The organism is Massilia aquatica (assembly GCF_011682045.1).
In the GTDB taxonomy this organism is placed as follows: Bacteria; Pseudomonadota; Gammaproteobacteria; order Burkholderiales; family Burkholderiaceae_D; genus Telluria_A; species Telluria_A aquatica.
Genome location: NZ_VVIW01000001.1, coordinates 480,506 through 494,709, shown reverse-complemented (window position 1 = coordinate 494,709; position 14,204 = coordinate 480,506). Strand labels below are relative to the sequence as shown.

At 63.0% G+C, this 14,204-nt stretch carries 8 protein-coding genes; 6 read left to right on the top strand and 2 right to left on the bottom strand.

What is annotated here, in order from left to right:
• Positions 1 to 252: 252 nt before the first annotated feature.
• Positions 253 to 4,581: a DUF4214 domain-containing protein gene (locus F1609_RS02245; RefSeq protein ID WP_167074224.1), complete on the bottom strand. Its 4,329-nt coding sequence runs from the start codon at positions 4,579 to 4,581 to the stop codon at positions 253 to 255.
• 586 nt (positions 4,582 to 5,167) lie between these two features.
• On the bottom strand, positions 5,168 to 6,565 hold the full coding sequence (locus F1609_RS02240) for a FecR family protein (RefSeq protein ID WP_167074222.1): 1,398 nt from the start codon (positions 6,563 to 6,565) through the stop codon (positions 5,168 to 5,170).
• Between the two features lie 293 nt (positions 6,566 to 6,858).
• Between F1609_RS02240 and F1609_RS02235 the strand changes: the two genes are divergently transcribed.
• From F1609_RS02235 to F1609_RS02210, 6 genes are all read left to right on the top strand, one after another.
• Positions 6,859 to 8,694, top strand: coding sequence for a CHASE2 domain-containing protein (locus tag F1609_RS02235; protein WP_229421559.1), 1,836 nt, complete (start codon positions 6,859 to 6,861; stop codon positions 8,692 to 8,694).
• Complete coding sequence (locus F1609_RS02230) at positions 8,691 to 10,028, top strand: tetratricopeptide repeat protein (RefSeq protein WP_167074220.1); 1,338 nt, start codon at positions 8,691 to 8,693, stop codon at positions 10,026 to 10,028. Before F1609_RS02235 ends, F1609_RS02230 begins: the two co-directional genes overlap by 4 nt.
• A 77-nt stretch (positions 10,029 to 10,105) precedes the next feature.
• Complete coding sequence (locus F1609_RS02225; RefSeq protein WP_167074546.1) at positions 10,106 to 10,435, top strand: VanZ family protein; 330 nt, start codon at positions 10,106 to 10,108, stop codon at positions 10,433 to 10,435.
• A 25-nt stretch (positions 10,436 to 10,460) separates the two neighbouring features.
• Complete coding sequence (locus F1609_RS02220) at positions 10,461 to 11,237, top strand: Crp/Fnr family transcriptional regulator (protein ID WP_229421557.1); 777 nt, start codon at positions 10,461 to 10,463, stop codon at positions 11,235 to 11,237.
• Positions 11,238 to 11,433: 196 nt separating this feature from the next.
• Positions 11,434 to 12,651 (top strand): alginate O-acetyltransferase AlgX-related protein, encoded by a 1,218-nt coding sequence (locus F1609_RS02215; protein WP_167074218.1) that lies wholly within the window; start codon positions 11,434 to 11,436, stop codon positions 12,649 to 12,651.
• A gap of 92 nt (positions 12,652 to 12,743) precedes the next feature.
• Positions 12,744 to 14,174 carry an MBOAT family O-acyltransferase gene (locus F1609_RS02210; RefSeq protein WP_167074216.1) on the top strand — a complete coding sequence of 477 codons (1,431 nt, stop codon included), beginning with the start codon at positions 12,744 to 12,746 and terminating at the stop codon, positions 14,172 to 14,174.
• Positions 14,175 to 14,204: the final 30 nt, after the last annotated feature.

The window sequence follows — 14,204 nt, the reverse complement described above, 5'->3', positions numbered from 1 at the left end:
GGCACGGCGACAAGGACGACAGGATGTCAAAAAAATCCGCTTTGAAATGTGATGTGCATCACAAGATCGAAAGGTTAGCACAAAGCAGGTTTTTACACCAGAGAAGATTAACTGAACGCAGCATGGCTGCCACGCCACAGCCCGGCACGAACGGCGGGCAAAAAAAAAGGCCAGGCGGTGAAGCCTGGCCTTTCGCGTTGCTTGAAACCGCAAGCCCGAAGGCTTGCGATTGCTTGCAAACTAGGTCAACTATTAACCAATGATCAGCGAACCAGCACCGAAGGTGGTGTTGAAGTTAGCGATCGAGGTGCCAACAGCCAGATCATCCGCGCCGGCGATACCGGTCAGGGTGATGGTGGTGGTGGTGGCGCCGTTGACCGCGTTCAGCACGATGACGTTGTCGCCAGGAGCCGTGTTGGTGATGGTCACTGCGCTGCCTGCGATAAATGCCATGACATCGCCATCGTTGAAGTTAGCGATGGTGGTGTTGTAGGTACCGGCTGCGACGTTGAACTTGTAGTCCGAGATCGAAGGGGAACCGCTAGCAACACCAGCGTCGAACGACACGACCGTGTTGTTGACTGCAACAGCGTTCTTCGCACCAACTGCTTGGGTCAGCGCGCCGGCACCGAAGGCCGTGTTGAACGTGGCCACGTCGGTGATCGCATTGCCGATGGCTGCAGGAGCCTGGACGGTGATGGTCTGGATCAGTGCACCGGTAGTAGCGATTACCTTCACTTCGTTAGCCGGAGCAGTGTCGTCGAACGTCAAGACGGCGCCAGCTGGCAGCACCAGTTTGTCGCCAGCAGCGAAGTTGGTGACGGTGGCGTTGTAAGTCGCGCCGCCGGTTACCGTGATCGTAGCATCAACGCCGTTACCAGCATTAACACCGGTAGCCGTTGGGCTCACGCTGAATGCGCTCGTTACTGGTGGAACAACGACAACTGGAGCGAACACCGAAGCAGCGCCTTCGAGCAGGTAGTAGTTAGCTGCCGACGAGTTGACGAAGTTAGCCTGGGTCAGGTTAGCCCACAGGTTGGTGCCCGACAGCAGGGTACCAGCAGTGCCGGTGCTTGCCAGGTCGATCGTGCCTTCCAGGGTAGCAACTGCACCGCCAGCGCCAGCAGCGTCAGCGATCGAGTACACGGAACCAACGTTGGTCACCGAGTTCACTGCAACGTACACGTGCGTCTGTGCTTTGTCGTTAGCAGTGGCGTACAGCAGGTTGATAGCGTCAGTGGTCAGCGCGGTTGCAACAGCAGCGCCGATGGTGATCGACTTGTCGCCGGTGAAGCCGGTCGTCAGGGTCGTGCCACCGATTGCCGTGAAGTCCAGGTGATCGACGCCAGCGCCGGTCACGTCGAAGTTGACGATCGTGTCGTTGCCGAAACCAGCAGCGTAGACAACGGTTTCGTTGTTCGAAACAGCGTAGTCAGCAGCCAAAGGAGTCACGGTTGCGGTTTCTTTGTTGCCCAGAACGATAACGTCATTGCCCGAACCTGGGGTGATGATGTTGTCGCTGATGGCCAGGCTTTCTTCACCGGTCAGCTCTACAACAGTGGCGCCGTTGGCCTGTGCCAGGACGTCGGTGGTGTAAGCGGTAGCGAAACGCGAAGCGTAGTCGAGATTGGTGTTGAACGTAGCGATGTTAGCCAGGATCGTGGCGTAGACATCGGTGCCAGCGGTCAGACCATAAGCGGCCTGGAAGGCAGCGATATCGGCAGCCGAGATGGTGCCCAGGGTCAACGTAGGAGCAACCAGGCCAACCGACAGATCACCAACAACATGCTTGCCATCGCTCAGTGCCATTACGGTCAGCGAGAATGCAGGACCGTCAGCGGCGACCAGCAGTTTGTTCAGAACTGGGTTGTCGTTGATGGCTGCTTTGATAGCCTGGTTGATCTGCGCGTCGGTCGAACGGTAGTTCACGTTAGCAACGTCAACGGTGCTGGTGATGCCTTTGTAGGTCACGTTGAGTTTGGTGTTGAACAGGCCGTAGCTGTCGTTCACATCCGAACGCATGTTGCCAACGAAGCGATCAGCGATCGGCAGAACGTTGTCCTGGTTGGTCACGTTGAATGCCCAAACAGCAGTGGTAGGAGCCAGAACTGCGACAGGAGCAGGAGCGCCTGGAGCAGGTACGATTGGCGCGGCGACCGCAGGCTGGTTAACCTGGTTCAGGTTGTTGGTGCCGTACGAGAGCGTGAACAGGTTGGTAACGCCGGTGTTTTCGCTGTAGATGGTGTCATCGCCAGCGCCGCCGGTGATACGGCTATCGCCGTCGCCCAGTTTGCGGATGGTGTCGTTGCCGTCACCGCCGTTGATCTGGATGTTGTTGTTCAGATCCTGGTTGCTGTTCCAGAACTGAGGAAGGCCGCCGCCAGCAGCTGCTGGAACGATGCGCAGGGTCAGCGCGTCGTTACCGGTGCCACCGTCGAGGTTGAACGTGAAGTCTTCCAGACCGCTGACGATCTGGCTACGGCTGCCTGCAACGCCAGCGTCCAGGTCAACAACCATGGTGTCGTTGGCGATGCCGCCGGTGTACGAGAAAGCGACGTTATCAGCTGCCGAGTTCGACTGGGTGTCGACTTTGTTGATGTACTTGGCAACAGCGCGGTTGGTGATGGCGGCGGTCAGGCTGACGTCACCGACCATGACCGATGCGTCGATCAGACGAACGTCGTGGAAGCCATACTTGTCGCCGTGCTGCAGGCCACCGTTGATGGTGTCGGTGCCTGGCAATGGGGTGTCAACGCCAAAACCTGGCTTGGTGACGATGCCGCCATCCGATGGGATGCCATTGGCTGGGGTGCCGCTGATGCCGATGTTGGCAGCTTTCAGGTTGGCATTGCCATTGACGAATACAGCACCTTTGGTGACGCCATTAACAAAAATGACTTCTTCCAGGATGTTGTCGGTCGAGTTGATGGTTTGCAGACGGCTGGTGCGCTCGACGGTGATTTCGAAACGCTGAACGCCTTGCGAGGTCGAGGTGTCGCCATCGGACAGACCACCGATGACCAGGTCGCCACCATTCGAACCACGGCCCACGTCGTCCAGGATGACGGTGCTGGTGATTTTCGAAACGACGGAGGTTGGGTTACCCAACAGAATCGCGGTGTGCAGACCCGAGACAGGTGGAACTGCAGCTTCAGCAACCCAGCCCGAACCTTTAGGCAGGGTGATGGTGCCAGCGCCCTTGTTGGTCAGAACGATTTCAACACCGGTCTGTGGACGGCCGGTCGAGGTATCGGCAACGGTAAAGGTGCTACCTGCGTCAACTTGGAAGTTCTGCAGGCCTGGGGTCTGCGAGACTGCGATTTTCAGTGCTGCCAGCAGCTCAACGTAGTTTTGCGCCTGGTCAATCTTTTCCGAAGCAACGCGGATTTGTTTGCCGTCGAGCGAGAACAGGAAGCCGTTGTACGGCTGGTCTTTCAGCTGTGGCTCGCCCAGATCGCTGGCGCGGGTGTCCATCACTTGCAGACGCAGGGTTGCGCCCGAAGCGGTCACTGGCGCTGCGCGCAGGGAGTGCTGGTCGAAGTAGACGCCGAAATCGACGTTACCTGGATCGGTTTGCACCATGGCGATGGTGATGTCACGGGTGATCTGCGAGTCGAGGATACGGATATCTTCGATCAGCAGGTCGGCGCGGCTGTTGCTGTCTTCAAAACGGGTAACGCCATTCATGCGCTCAGCGTCGATCTGGACTTCGCTGGTGCGGCCGGTGTTGTTGTCGGTTTTGTCGGTCGAAATAGCTTGTGCGCTGATAACGACGTTTTCAACACCTTCGGTTTTTGCACGGAAAGCGAAGCGCTGCGAATCGCCAACATCAGCGCGCAGGGTGTCGTTACCGCCGCCGCCGATGATCTCATCGCCGCCTTGCAGGGTGTTCTGGTTGTCGAAAATGACGCCGCTGAAGGTATCGTTGGCATCGGTGCCGACCAGCATATCAAGCTGTGCGGTCAGGCGAATGGTCGCGCCAGGGGTGGTGCCCAGCGCCAGGCTAGCCAGTACCGAATTAACGGTAGCTTGGTAAACGATGTCGTTGGTGTTGGCGTTGACGTTGGACAGCAGCTTGCGTGCTTCAGCAGCGGCAGCGTTGCCGCTGTAGCCGGTGATTTCGGCTTGGGTGTCGATAGCGGCGGTGAAGTTCGATGCGACCAGTACTTTCTTGGCCACGGTCAGCGAGTCAGCACCTTTAGCGTCGATAGCGCCGGTCAGGATGTTGTAGGCAGCTGCGCCTTTGCTCAGGGTGCCGGCATCGATTTGCTTGACCCAGTAGGCGCCGCCTTCTGCATCAGGAGCGCGACCGAACAGGTTCATGTAGACACCTTTGACGAACTCAGCGGTCGAACCTGGGTACAGAGCTGCGGACTCGGCGCTGGTGCCGAAGTTGTCCATCAGCTGTTTGACTTCGGCGTTGGTTTTGTAAGCAAGAGCCAGACCAGCCGTGTCCGTAGGAGCTTTAGCTGCGGCCAGTGCGGCGGTCATGCTTGCCAGACCGGTCGAATCAGCTGGACGGCCAAAATAGGAGAGGTAAAGTTCTTGTGCTACTTTTGTGTACTCGGTTGCTACGGCCATGATTGATCCTTTAGTTGAGCTTAGATATAACCAAATTTCTGCGGCCCGGCGGGGTTAAAACTACCTCGCCTTGGCCCTTTTTTGCAGAACAGGGAGTATATTGCCACATCGTGGGGCGCGGGTTGTGATCACCATCACAAATGACGGATTAATCGCCATTTTTTACTGAAATTTCGTGAATTTAATTTGATATCGAACATCTTTCTGCCTATTTCTTGAGCAGATGCCTTCGAATCGGGCAATATTCGTCCAGATTGCGTAGTACCGATTAAATGATGCGGCAAGACAAGCCGAGCACCTGGATAATTTTCGGAATGAACGGTGGATTTATCGAAAAGCCGCTCTCGCCGCAGGTAAGGCGCCGCAGCGTTTCATATACGAGGGGCCGGTGGCCTTACAGAGAGGGAAATCGGATCATCCGGCGCGTGCCGCCGCCGCGCCTATATATATATGCACGGCGCGCCGCGTCCATATAAAGAAAACGGCCGCCAGACAGGCAGCCGCTTTGCAAACATCATCGCCACGCCATCAACGCCGATTACACCGGCGGCGCCGCCCGCAAACACGGGCAGGCGCAGCGCCGGCATTAACGCGTAAAGCGCGCATAACCCTGGGCGGAAAAGCCATTCGGATTCCAGATTTCTCCATTAATGCTCTTGAAGATGTATTCCGCGCCATTGGCTTTGTCGCCTCCGGTCAGGTAACCATGCAAGGCGGTGTTGGACTCCGGGTCGTGCGCCATGGTGCCGTTGGACCACACGTCGCCGACAGCACGCACCCGCAAGCTGCCTTCGTGGCTGCTGACCTGCAGAATGGTCTCAAATTTCTGGGTGCCGAAATTGACGTTCAGGCTGCCTTCCGTGATCTTGGCCGCCTGCGCATCCCCGCCCTTGCGCATCAGGCTGGCCGTCCCTTCGGCCAGCGCAAACGTGGCCTTGCCTTCCGACGGCAGCACCATGGTGGCGTCGAGGCGGCGCTTGATGGCATACGAGCCGACGCTTTTCCCGCCGTCATATGCCGGGTTGGTCAAGTGGGCCACCACTTCCGGATCGGAGACGGTTCCGGCGATGCGCTCGTAGCGGCCCCACAGCACCTCAGGGCCTTTCGGCACCTCGGGCACAGGCACCGGCACCGGCACGGATACTACCGGCGGCACCGGCGGCAGCGCGGGCACGACCGGCGGCTTGTTGGCCTGGTTGGCCTGGTTCAACTGCTCGAGCTTGTTGATGGTGTCTTTCTTGGCTTCGAGGAGAACCACCGTGCCGGCCGTGACCGGCACCGTCGTGGTCGGCCCGGCAACGCGCCCGCTCGGCTCGTCGCTGCGCGGCGGCACCACCTGGTCGGGACTGGCGCCGGGATTACTCAGCAGCTTGGGCACATTCTGACCCTTTTCCACCTGCAACAGCATGCCCGGCTGGCCGGCGAACAGTTCGCGGCTGCTGCGGCCTTCGCACGGGCCGCCGCCTTCCGGTCCGCAGGCGCCGGCAAAACCGCTCACCACCACGCCGCCGGAAACGACCGCGATGCGCGTGGTCAACTGGTCGGTCGAGACGATGAAGTCGGTGCCGCGCACGCCAATGGCCGCCACCGGCGTATTGAAGCGGAAGTTCTGGCGCGACAGCTTGACGCCCTGGCCCGAAATACTGCGCGCCACCCCGCTCAGCAATTCGAGCTTGACGCGGGTATTGGCCGGATTGGCGGCGTCGACCTTGTAGGCGATGATGCGCGCGCGGCTGTTCGGACGCAGGATCAGGAAGCCGCCGTCGACGGTCTTCATGTATACGTACCCCTGGGCGCCGGTGCTGATCTCGTCGCCTTCCTGGACGGGGTTGTCGAGCGCGGCGGCCTTGCTGGCCAACTGCACCTCGCCGGTGACAAACACGACCCGCGCGGCCTCGGCGGCTGCGGCTTGCCCGGCAGCGGCCCAGGACAGCGCCAGCGCAACGGACAGCCTACGGAATGTGACAATGGATTGATTAAACATAAATTCTCCCTTAGTACGGATTATGCGCCCGCAAAACCCTCCAAAATGTGTTGCACGTCACATTATTGCATTCGGATACAATTCTGAGACGGATCAGCAACATCTCTTGCGCCCGCTTGCGGCCTATGATCACGATGCCCCCTCTTGCGCGCACTAGCTTGCGAAGAAAGAAATGTTGCAAAAAGAGTTGCTTTGATAGGTTTACGCCTTGTCTGGCGTTATACTTGCATATTTTTCCAAGTCGTCAACTTGCACCGGGAGCAACATCCCCGTCCGCCGGCACGGCATACTCATTGGTCCACTTGCGCTCCTTTTCTCCCCCTCCGCTGCTGCACCTGTCGATTCCACTGGCGGCGCTGATCCTGGCCGTCTGGGCGCAAGTGCCGCGCGGCGCCTCGGGCCTGGACGCCGCCGATGAATGGCTGCGCGACCGCTTCGTGGTGGCCCAGGCGGCCGACACGCCCGAGCCGCGCATCCTGGTGGTCGATATCGACGAGACCAGCCTGGCGGCGCATCCCTGGCCATGGTCGCGCGAGCGCCTGGCCGAGCTGGTGGAGACCCTGATCGGCGACGGTGCCCGCGCGGTGGCGCTGGACATCCTGCAAGGCGAGCCCGGCGATGCGGCCGGCGACATGCGCCTGGCCGTGCTGGCCCAGCAAGGTCCGCTGGTGCTGGCCCAGCTGTTCGACTACGAACAGCGCCCGCAAGCGCTGCGCTTCGGCCGCCCCGCCGGCGGCACTGCTTCGGCGGCGGCGGGCGGCGCGGTGCCGGCCTACGGTTTCATCGCCAACCATGCCGGACTGGCCCGGGCCCCGCACGTGGGCAACATCGGCGTGCGCCCCGATCCGGACGGCGTGCTGCGCCGCGTCCCTATGTATACCTGGTTCGAACAGCGCCGCTTTCCGACCCTGTCGCGCGCGCTGCTCGACTGCTGCGCCGCGCCAGCCCCGGCAGCCGCGGCGGCGCCCGGCAAGAACGACGGCTACCAGCGCGTTCCGTTCAGCCGCTCGCTGGACGCCTACACCGTGGCCAAGGCCGGCGAAATCCTGGGCGGCCAGGTCGACCCGGCGCTGGTGGCCGGACGCCTGGTGCTGATCGGCTCGTCCTCGCTGAGCATCGGCGACCGCGTCGCCACCCCGCTCGGGCGCTCCAGCCCCGGCCTGCTGGTGCACGCCGCCATGCTCACCACCCTGCTCGACCAGCAAGCCGGCCTGGCCCCGGCGCCCTGGCCCGGACGCCTGATGGCGGTGCTGTTCGCCAGCGTGGTAGTGGTGCTGGCCGGCTACACCTTCGCGCGCCTGTCGGCCGCCGTCAATGTGCTGATGCTGGCGTGCGCATCGCTGACCTGGCTCATGCTGGCCTACGGCCTGTCGGTCCACGATCCCGATTTCTCGGTGAGCGGCCCGCTGCTCTCGATCGGGTTCCTGCTGGCGGTGGGCGTGCCCTTCCACTGGCAGCTGGCCCAGTCCGGCTCACGCCGCCTGCTCGACACCATGCGCCGCTACGTGGCCGGGGAAGTGGTCGACGAATTGCTGCGCAGCGGCCTGAAAGACCCGCTCGCCCCGCGCCAGTTGCAGGTCACCACCCTGATCGCCGACATGGAGGGCTACACCACCCAGGTTGAAGCGCTGCCGGTCGAGGAAGCGGCCAGGCTGACCACCGACTTTCTCGATTGCCTGACCCGCCCGGTGCTGGAAAACAAGGGCACGCTCGACAAATACACCGGCGACGGCCTGGTCGCCTTCTGGGGTGCGCCGATTCCGAACGACCAGCACGCCGACCTGGCGCTGGACGCGGCCGCCCGCATCCTGCGCGAAGTGGCCATATTAAGTGCAAAGCGGGTGCGTGCCGGCGGCCAGCCGCTGCGCGTGCGCATCGGCATCGAAAGCGGGCTGGCCATGGTGGGTGACTACGGCACCTCGTTCCGCAGTATTTACACGGCGGTGGGCGACAGCGTCAATACCGCCTCGCGCCTGGAACAGGCGGCGCGCGATTTTCCGCACGATGTGATCATCGGCCAGGGCACGGTCGGCTACGCCACGCGCCACCGCTTCCTCAGCCTGGGCCGCCACGCGCTGCGCGGCAAGGAGCATCCGATCGAGCTCTACACGCTGGAGCAACCGGCATGAGGCGCCCGCCTTTGTCAGCGCTGCCGGCCATGCTGCTGGCGCTCGCTGTGCTGGCCCCGGCCCAAGCCCAGCAGGGGGATGCGCCGGAAACCCCTGCGTCCGCATCGAGCGCGCCGGCCGAGGCCAGCGTGGCCGGGACGGCTGCGGCCGACGCCCCCGCCCACAGCGACGATGAAGTGGCCCAGGAAGAAAAACTCTACCTGGAAGCGCTGCGCTCGCTGTCCGAAGGGCGGCCCGACGAAGCCACCAGCAAACTCAGTCGCCTGCTGGAAAAGAACGCGCTGCACGCCGGTGCCTGGCTCGACCTGGCCATCAGCCATTGCGAACTGGGCAACAAGGCCGAGGCCGAGCGCCTGTTCGACCAGATCGAACAGCGTTTCAACCCGTCGGCCGCGATCCTGGAGCTGATGGCGAACTACCGCGCCTCCGGCTGCAAGGGCCAGCGCACTGCGGCGCGCTCGATGTCGTTCAAGCTCGGCGCCGGCTACGACACCAACGTCAACCAGGGCTCGAGCAGCCGTTTCGTCACGCTCGGCAGCAGCACCGCCCTGAAAGTGCTGGAGCTGGGGGCCGACTCGCTGCCGCGCGCCGATCATTTCAAGGTGCTCTCGGGCGACTTCAACCAGCCGCTCGGCAGCCGCGGCATGCTCCTGATCGCCCAGTTGCGCGCCTTGCGCCACAATGAAGTGCGCAGCCAGGACAGCGATTCGGCCCTGCTCGGGCTGGAACGCCCGTGGAGCGGCGCCGGCTGGACCGGACGCGCCACCGCCGCCTACGGCCTGGTCAAGCTGGGCGGCGAACTGTACCAGCGCCAGGCCCAGGTGCTGCTGCGCGCCGTGCCGCCGCTCGACCTGGGCGAGTCGCTCGGCTGGTCGCTCAGCGCCGGCTACAGCACCGCCATTTACCCGACCCGGCGCTATTACGACGCGCGCACGCTCGACCTGGGCACCAGCCTGGCGATCCGCAGCAAGACATCGACCGTGGTGCTGTCCAGCGGCCTGCTGGCGGACCAGGGCAAGGATGCGCGCCCCGGCGGCGACCGCAGCGGCTGGTACGGCGGCGTCAGCCTGGTCGCGCTGCTGGGCGACAAGGCGATTGCCGAAGTGGGCGTCTCGCGCCAGTCGTGGCGCGGCGCGCGCATCTACGCGAAGGACTTCATCGAGGCCAGGCGCGACCAGGACACCAATGTGCTGCGCGCCAGCCTGCTGTTCCCGGTCGGCACCCACAGCGCCCTGCAACTGGAAGTGCGGCGCACCTTCAATCGCGAGAACATTCCCCTGTTCCAGTACGACAGCCGCTGGTTCCAATTCAGCTGGCGCACCGACAACTGGTAAGATACCGCTCCAGCACGTCTGCTGGCGCTGGCACGGCATACCCGGGCGCCGGCGGACCGATTGTTGATGTGGATAAGATGACTTGGGAATTGATTGTGTTTTTACTGGCCGCGCTGGGCATCGTCGTCGGCTGCCTGATGCCGAACGAATGGCTGCCGCCATTGCCGAACGACAAACTCCTGCACTTCCTGGCGTTCGGCCTGCTGGCTTTGTTGCTGGCGCGCATGGTCCCGGGCGGCTGGATCCTGCAGCTTTGCCTGCTGGGCTTGCTGGGCGCCGGCCTCCTTATCGAAATCCTGCAGAATTTAGTGCCAGGAAGAAAATTTTGCTGGCGCGACATGGCCGCCAATGCCGCCGGCATCGCCACGGTGGCGCTGTGCGCGCCGCTGGCGCATGCCTATCTATGACGGAAACAGTGCATGAGTACAGATCATGAGTACAGATAACTTCATCGTAACCGCGACCAAGAACGGGGTCCCGCTCGGTCCCGAGGATGCCTCGGTGATGCCGGTGCCCAAGGATTCGCAGAACAAGGTCAGCGTCCAGATCCACCTGCGCAAGATACCCCTGCTGGCCCAGCTGAGCGAGGATGAAATGCGCCAGGTCATGACCGACCTGCGTATCCGTACCTACGCCAAGCGCGACGTGGTGCTGCAAAAAGGCGCCAGCGGCGACAGCCTGCTGTTCCTGCTGTCGGGCCAGCTGCAAGTGATCGACGTGACCGAGGACGGACGCGCGATCGGCCTGCGCATGCTCGCGCCGGGCGACTTCTTCGGCGAAATCGCCGTCATCAACGGCTCGACCCGCTCGGCCTCGGTAGTGGCCCTGAGTCCGGTGATGGTAGCGCTGCTGCCGCGCGTCACCGCGTTGCATCTGTTTTCGCACTCGCCATCAGTGGCCAAGCACATGCTGCGCTTCCTGGCCGAAAAAGTGCAGCGCGACTCGCAGTTCCGCGCGCTGCTGAGCATCCACAACACCGCCAAGCGCATCTACACCTTCCTGGAACTGATGAAGGAAAAGAAGGAAGGCGATGTGGAAGTGGTCGAAAACCTGCCGACCCACCAGGATATCGCCAACATGATCAACACCAGCCGCGAAACGGTGACCCGCACCCTGCTCGCGCTGGTGCAGCAAGGGATCGTCGAAAAGGGCACGCACCGCCTGATCATCCTCAACCCGCAAGAGCTGCACAAGCTGGCGCAGAACTGAGACCCGTTCAGGCCGGGCGCGCCCCCGCCCGGCATGGCGACGCCAGCTTTCGCTCGCTTTGGCGAACACAAATATTGTATACTGCGTATCGTTTTATCCGGCACATCATCGTCGCACGCGGCAAGGGCGACCGAGGGCTTGCCCACCTTGGCCGCGCCGCCCCCAGCCCGACCAACCCGCAAGGAATTGCAGTTTCATGAACGACTCTTCTTCCCCAGCCGTCAAGTCCGCGCGCCTGTCGCCATGGCGCGCCCGGGTGCTGGCCTGGCGCCACCGCAGCCGCGCCGCGCGCCATGGGCTGCGCTTGCTGCTGGTGGCCCTGGTGTTTACCATCAGCCTGGTGCCAGCCGTGCCGAAGTTCTCGGGCTGGCATACCGCCAAAATTCCTCCGGTAGAAGAACTGCGTCCGCTGGCGGCCTACCCGACGGCATGGGCAGGCGGCATCTTCGAGACCGACAAGAATTACGCGCGCTTCGAAAAAGCCTTCGCCGACCAGCTCGGCCTGCGCAACCTGATGATCCGCGCCAAGAACGAAATCGACTACCGCCTGTTCCGCACCTCGCGCCGCGTGTATTACGGCAAAAATGGCGAACTGTACGGCCGCAACCTGGCCGAGGTCGAATTGCCGGCGACCGAGCGCGTCCTCGGCACACAGGAAGCGCAGGACGCCTCGCACGCCGGCCTGCTGGCGCTGGCGGCGCGGCTGCGCGCGCAAGGCACCACCGTGGTCCTGATGACCCCGGTCCAGAAGCAGTATTTCACCCGCGAGCGCTTGCCCTTCTTCGCCCCGCGCGTGCCGGACGACTCGCATTTCATGCACTTTTACCAGCGCCTGAAAAACACCCCCGAGGTGCATTTTGTCGACCTGATTGGCCTGATCCGCGCCAACGAAAGCAAGTTCGCGCCGTTTTTCAAGCAGGATTTCCACTGGTCCGAACCGATGGCCATGGCTGCGGCGGCCGACGCGGTGCGCGTGATCGCCGAACTGGAAGGCTCGCCCGTGCGCTGGCGCCACCGGCTCGAACTCGAGGACAAGCCTTTCGTCGGCGTCGAAATGCGCTTCGCCGGACGCCTGAACATGCACAAGGATGTCATCGAGCAGTCGGTCAAGAAGACCTGGACCGAGCGCCACCAGCGCCGCGAGCTCGACGCCGCCGGCAGCGGCTTCGAATTCGATACCGGCACCCTGGAAGGGGCCGATCTGCTGCCGCCGACCTGCATGTTCGGCAACAGCTTCAGCGACGGCATGCTGCGCGCCGGCCTGATCGAGCATTTCCAGAAATTCACGAAGATCAGCCGTCACTATGAACTGACCGATGTCGCCCCGCTCATCGCCGGGCGCTGCAAGTACCTGATTGTCCAGGTGCTCGACATCCAGTCCGACCGCTGGGCCGCATTCGCCAACAAACGCTGAGCCGGGACCCCGGCCTTTTCATGCAGCGCACACGGCGCTGACCGATTACTCTTTTGCCGCGCAGGGCCCCAGGCCCGCGCCCACGGACCACCATGGTTTTTTCTTCTCCCGGCTTCCTGTTCCTGTTCTTCCCGGTGTTTTTCGCGCTGTACTTCGTCATGCCGAGGGCGGCGCGCAACAGCTACATCTTGCTGGCCAGCTTTGCCTTCTACATCCTGGGCGCCGGCGCCCTGACCGTGGTGGCGCTGGTGCTGCTGATGCTCAACTGGCTGCTGGCCCAGCTGATCGGGCGCCTGCGCCGCGCCGAAACCGGCGGCGCGGGCCCGGGCGCGGCCAGGGCTGCGCTGGCAGCGGGCATTGTCATGAACCTGGCGCCGCTGATCTTCTTCAAATACCTGGTGTTCCTGGCGCAGGTGCTGCACGACCTGTCGGGCGCGGCGCCGTTCGCCTCGGCGGCCGCCTGGAAGATCATCCTGCCGCTCGGCATTTCCTTCTACGTGTTCCATTTCCTGTCGTACCTGCTGGACGTGCACGCGCGCCGCATCGAGGCCGAAACCAGCATCCAGAAGTTCGCCATCTACATCTTCCTGTTCCCGCACCTGATCGCAGGTCCTGTGGTGCGCTACGCCGAAGTGCGCGAGCAGCTCAACCTCAAGTACCGGCGCCTGGTCGGCAGCGATGTGTTCTGGGGCATGGTGATCTTCTGCATCGGCCTGTCCAAGAAAATGCTGATCGCCGACCCGCTCGGCGCCGTGGTCGACGTGGTGCACGGCCCCACCGTGGCGATGAGCACCTACGCCGCCTGGCTCGGCGCGCTGTGCTATTCCTTCCAGATTTACTTCGACTTTTCCGGCTACACCGACATGGCGATCGGCATGGCGCGCATGATGGGGTTCCGTTTCCCGCGCAACTTCAACCGTCCGTACGCGGCGGCCAGCATCACCGAGTTCTGGCAGCGCTGGCACATGACACTGTCGCGTTTTTTCCGCGACTACGTCTACATTCCGCTGGGCGGCAACCGGCGCGGCAACCTGGCCACCTACCGCAACAGCTTCATCGTGTTCGGCCTGTGCGCGCTGTGGCATGGCGCCGCCTACACCTTCCTGATCTGGGGCCTGGGGCACGGCGCGCTGCTGGCCCTGGAACGCGCGGGCGTGCTCAATGCGGCGCGCTGGCGCCTGGGCAGCCTGCCGGTGTTCGTGCTGGCGACCTTGCTGTGGGTGCCGTTCCGCGCGGTCGACCTGGGCCAGACCGGCAAGCTGCTCGGCGCCATGAGCGGGCTCGATCCGGCCGTGCCGCTGTGGCAGGACGCCAACCGGGTGCTGGCCGATCCGAAGGTGATTTTCCTGCTGGCCCTGGCCGCCGCGATCTGCCTCTTGGGCGACAAGCCGTTCCACCGCCTGCGCCGCCGCAGCCTGCGCCAGCCGCTCATGATGGGCGCGTACGCCTGCGTGCTGTACGTGCTGTCGTGCCTGGCGGTGGTGGAAGGCGGGTTCAATCCCTTTATCTACTTCCAGTTCTGATACGGGCGGCGGCGCACGGCATGCGCCGCC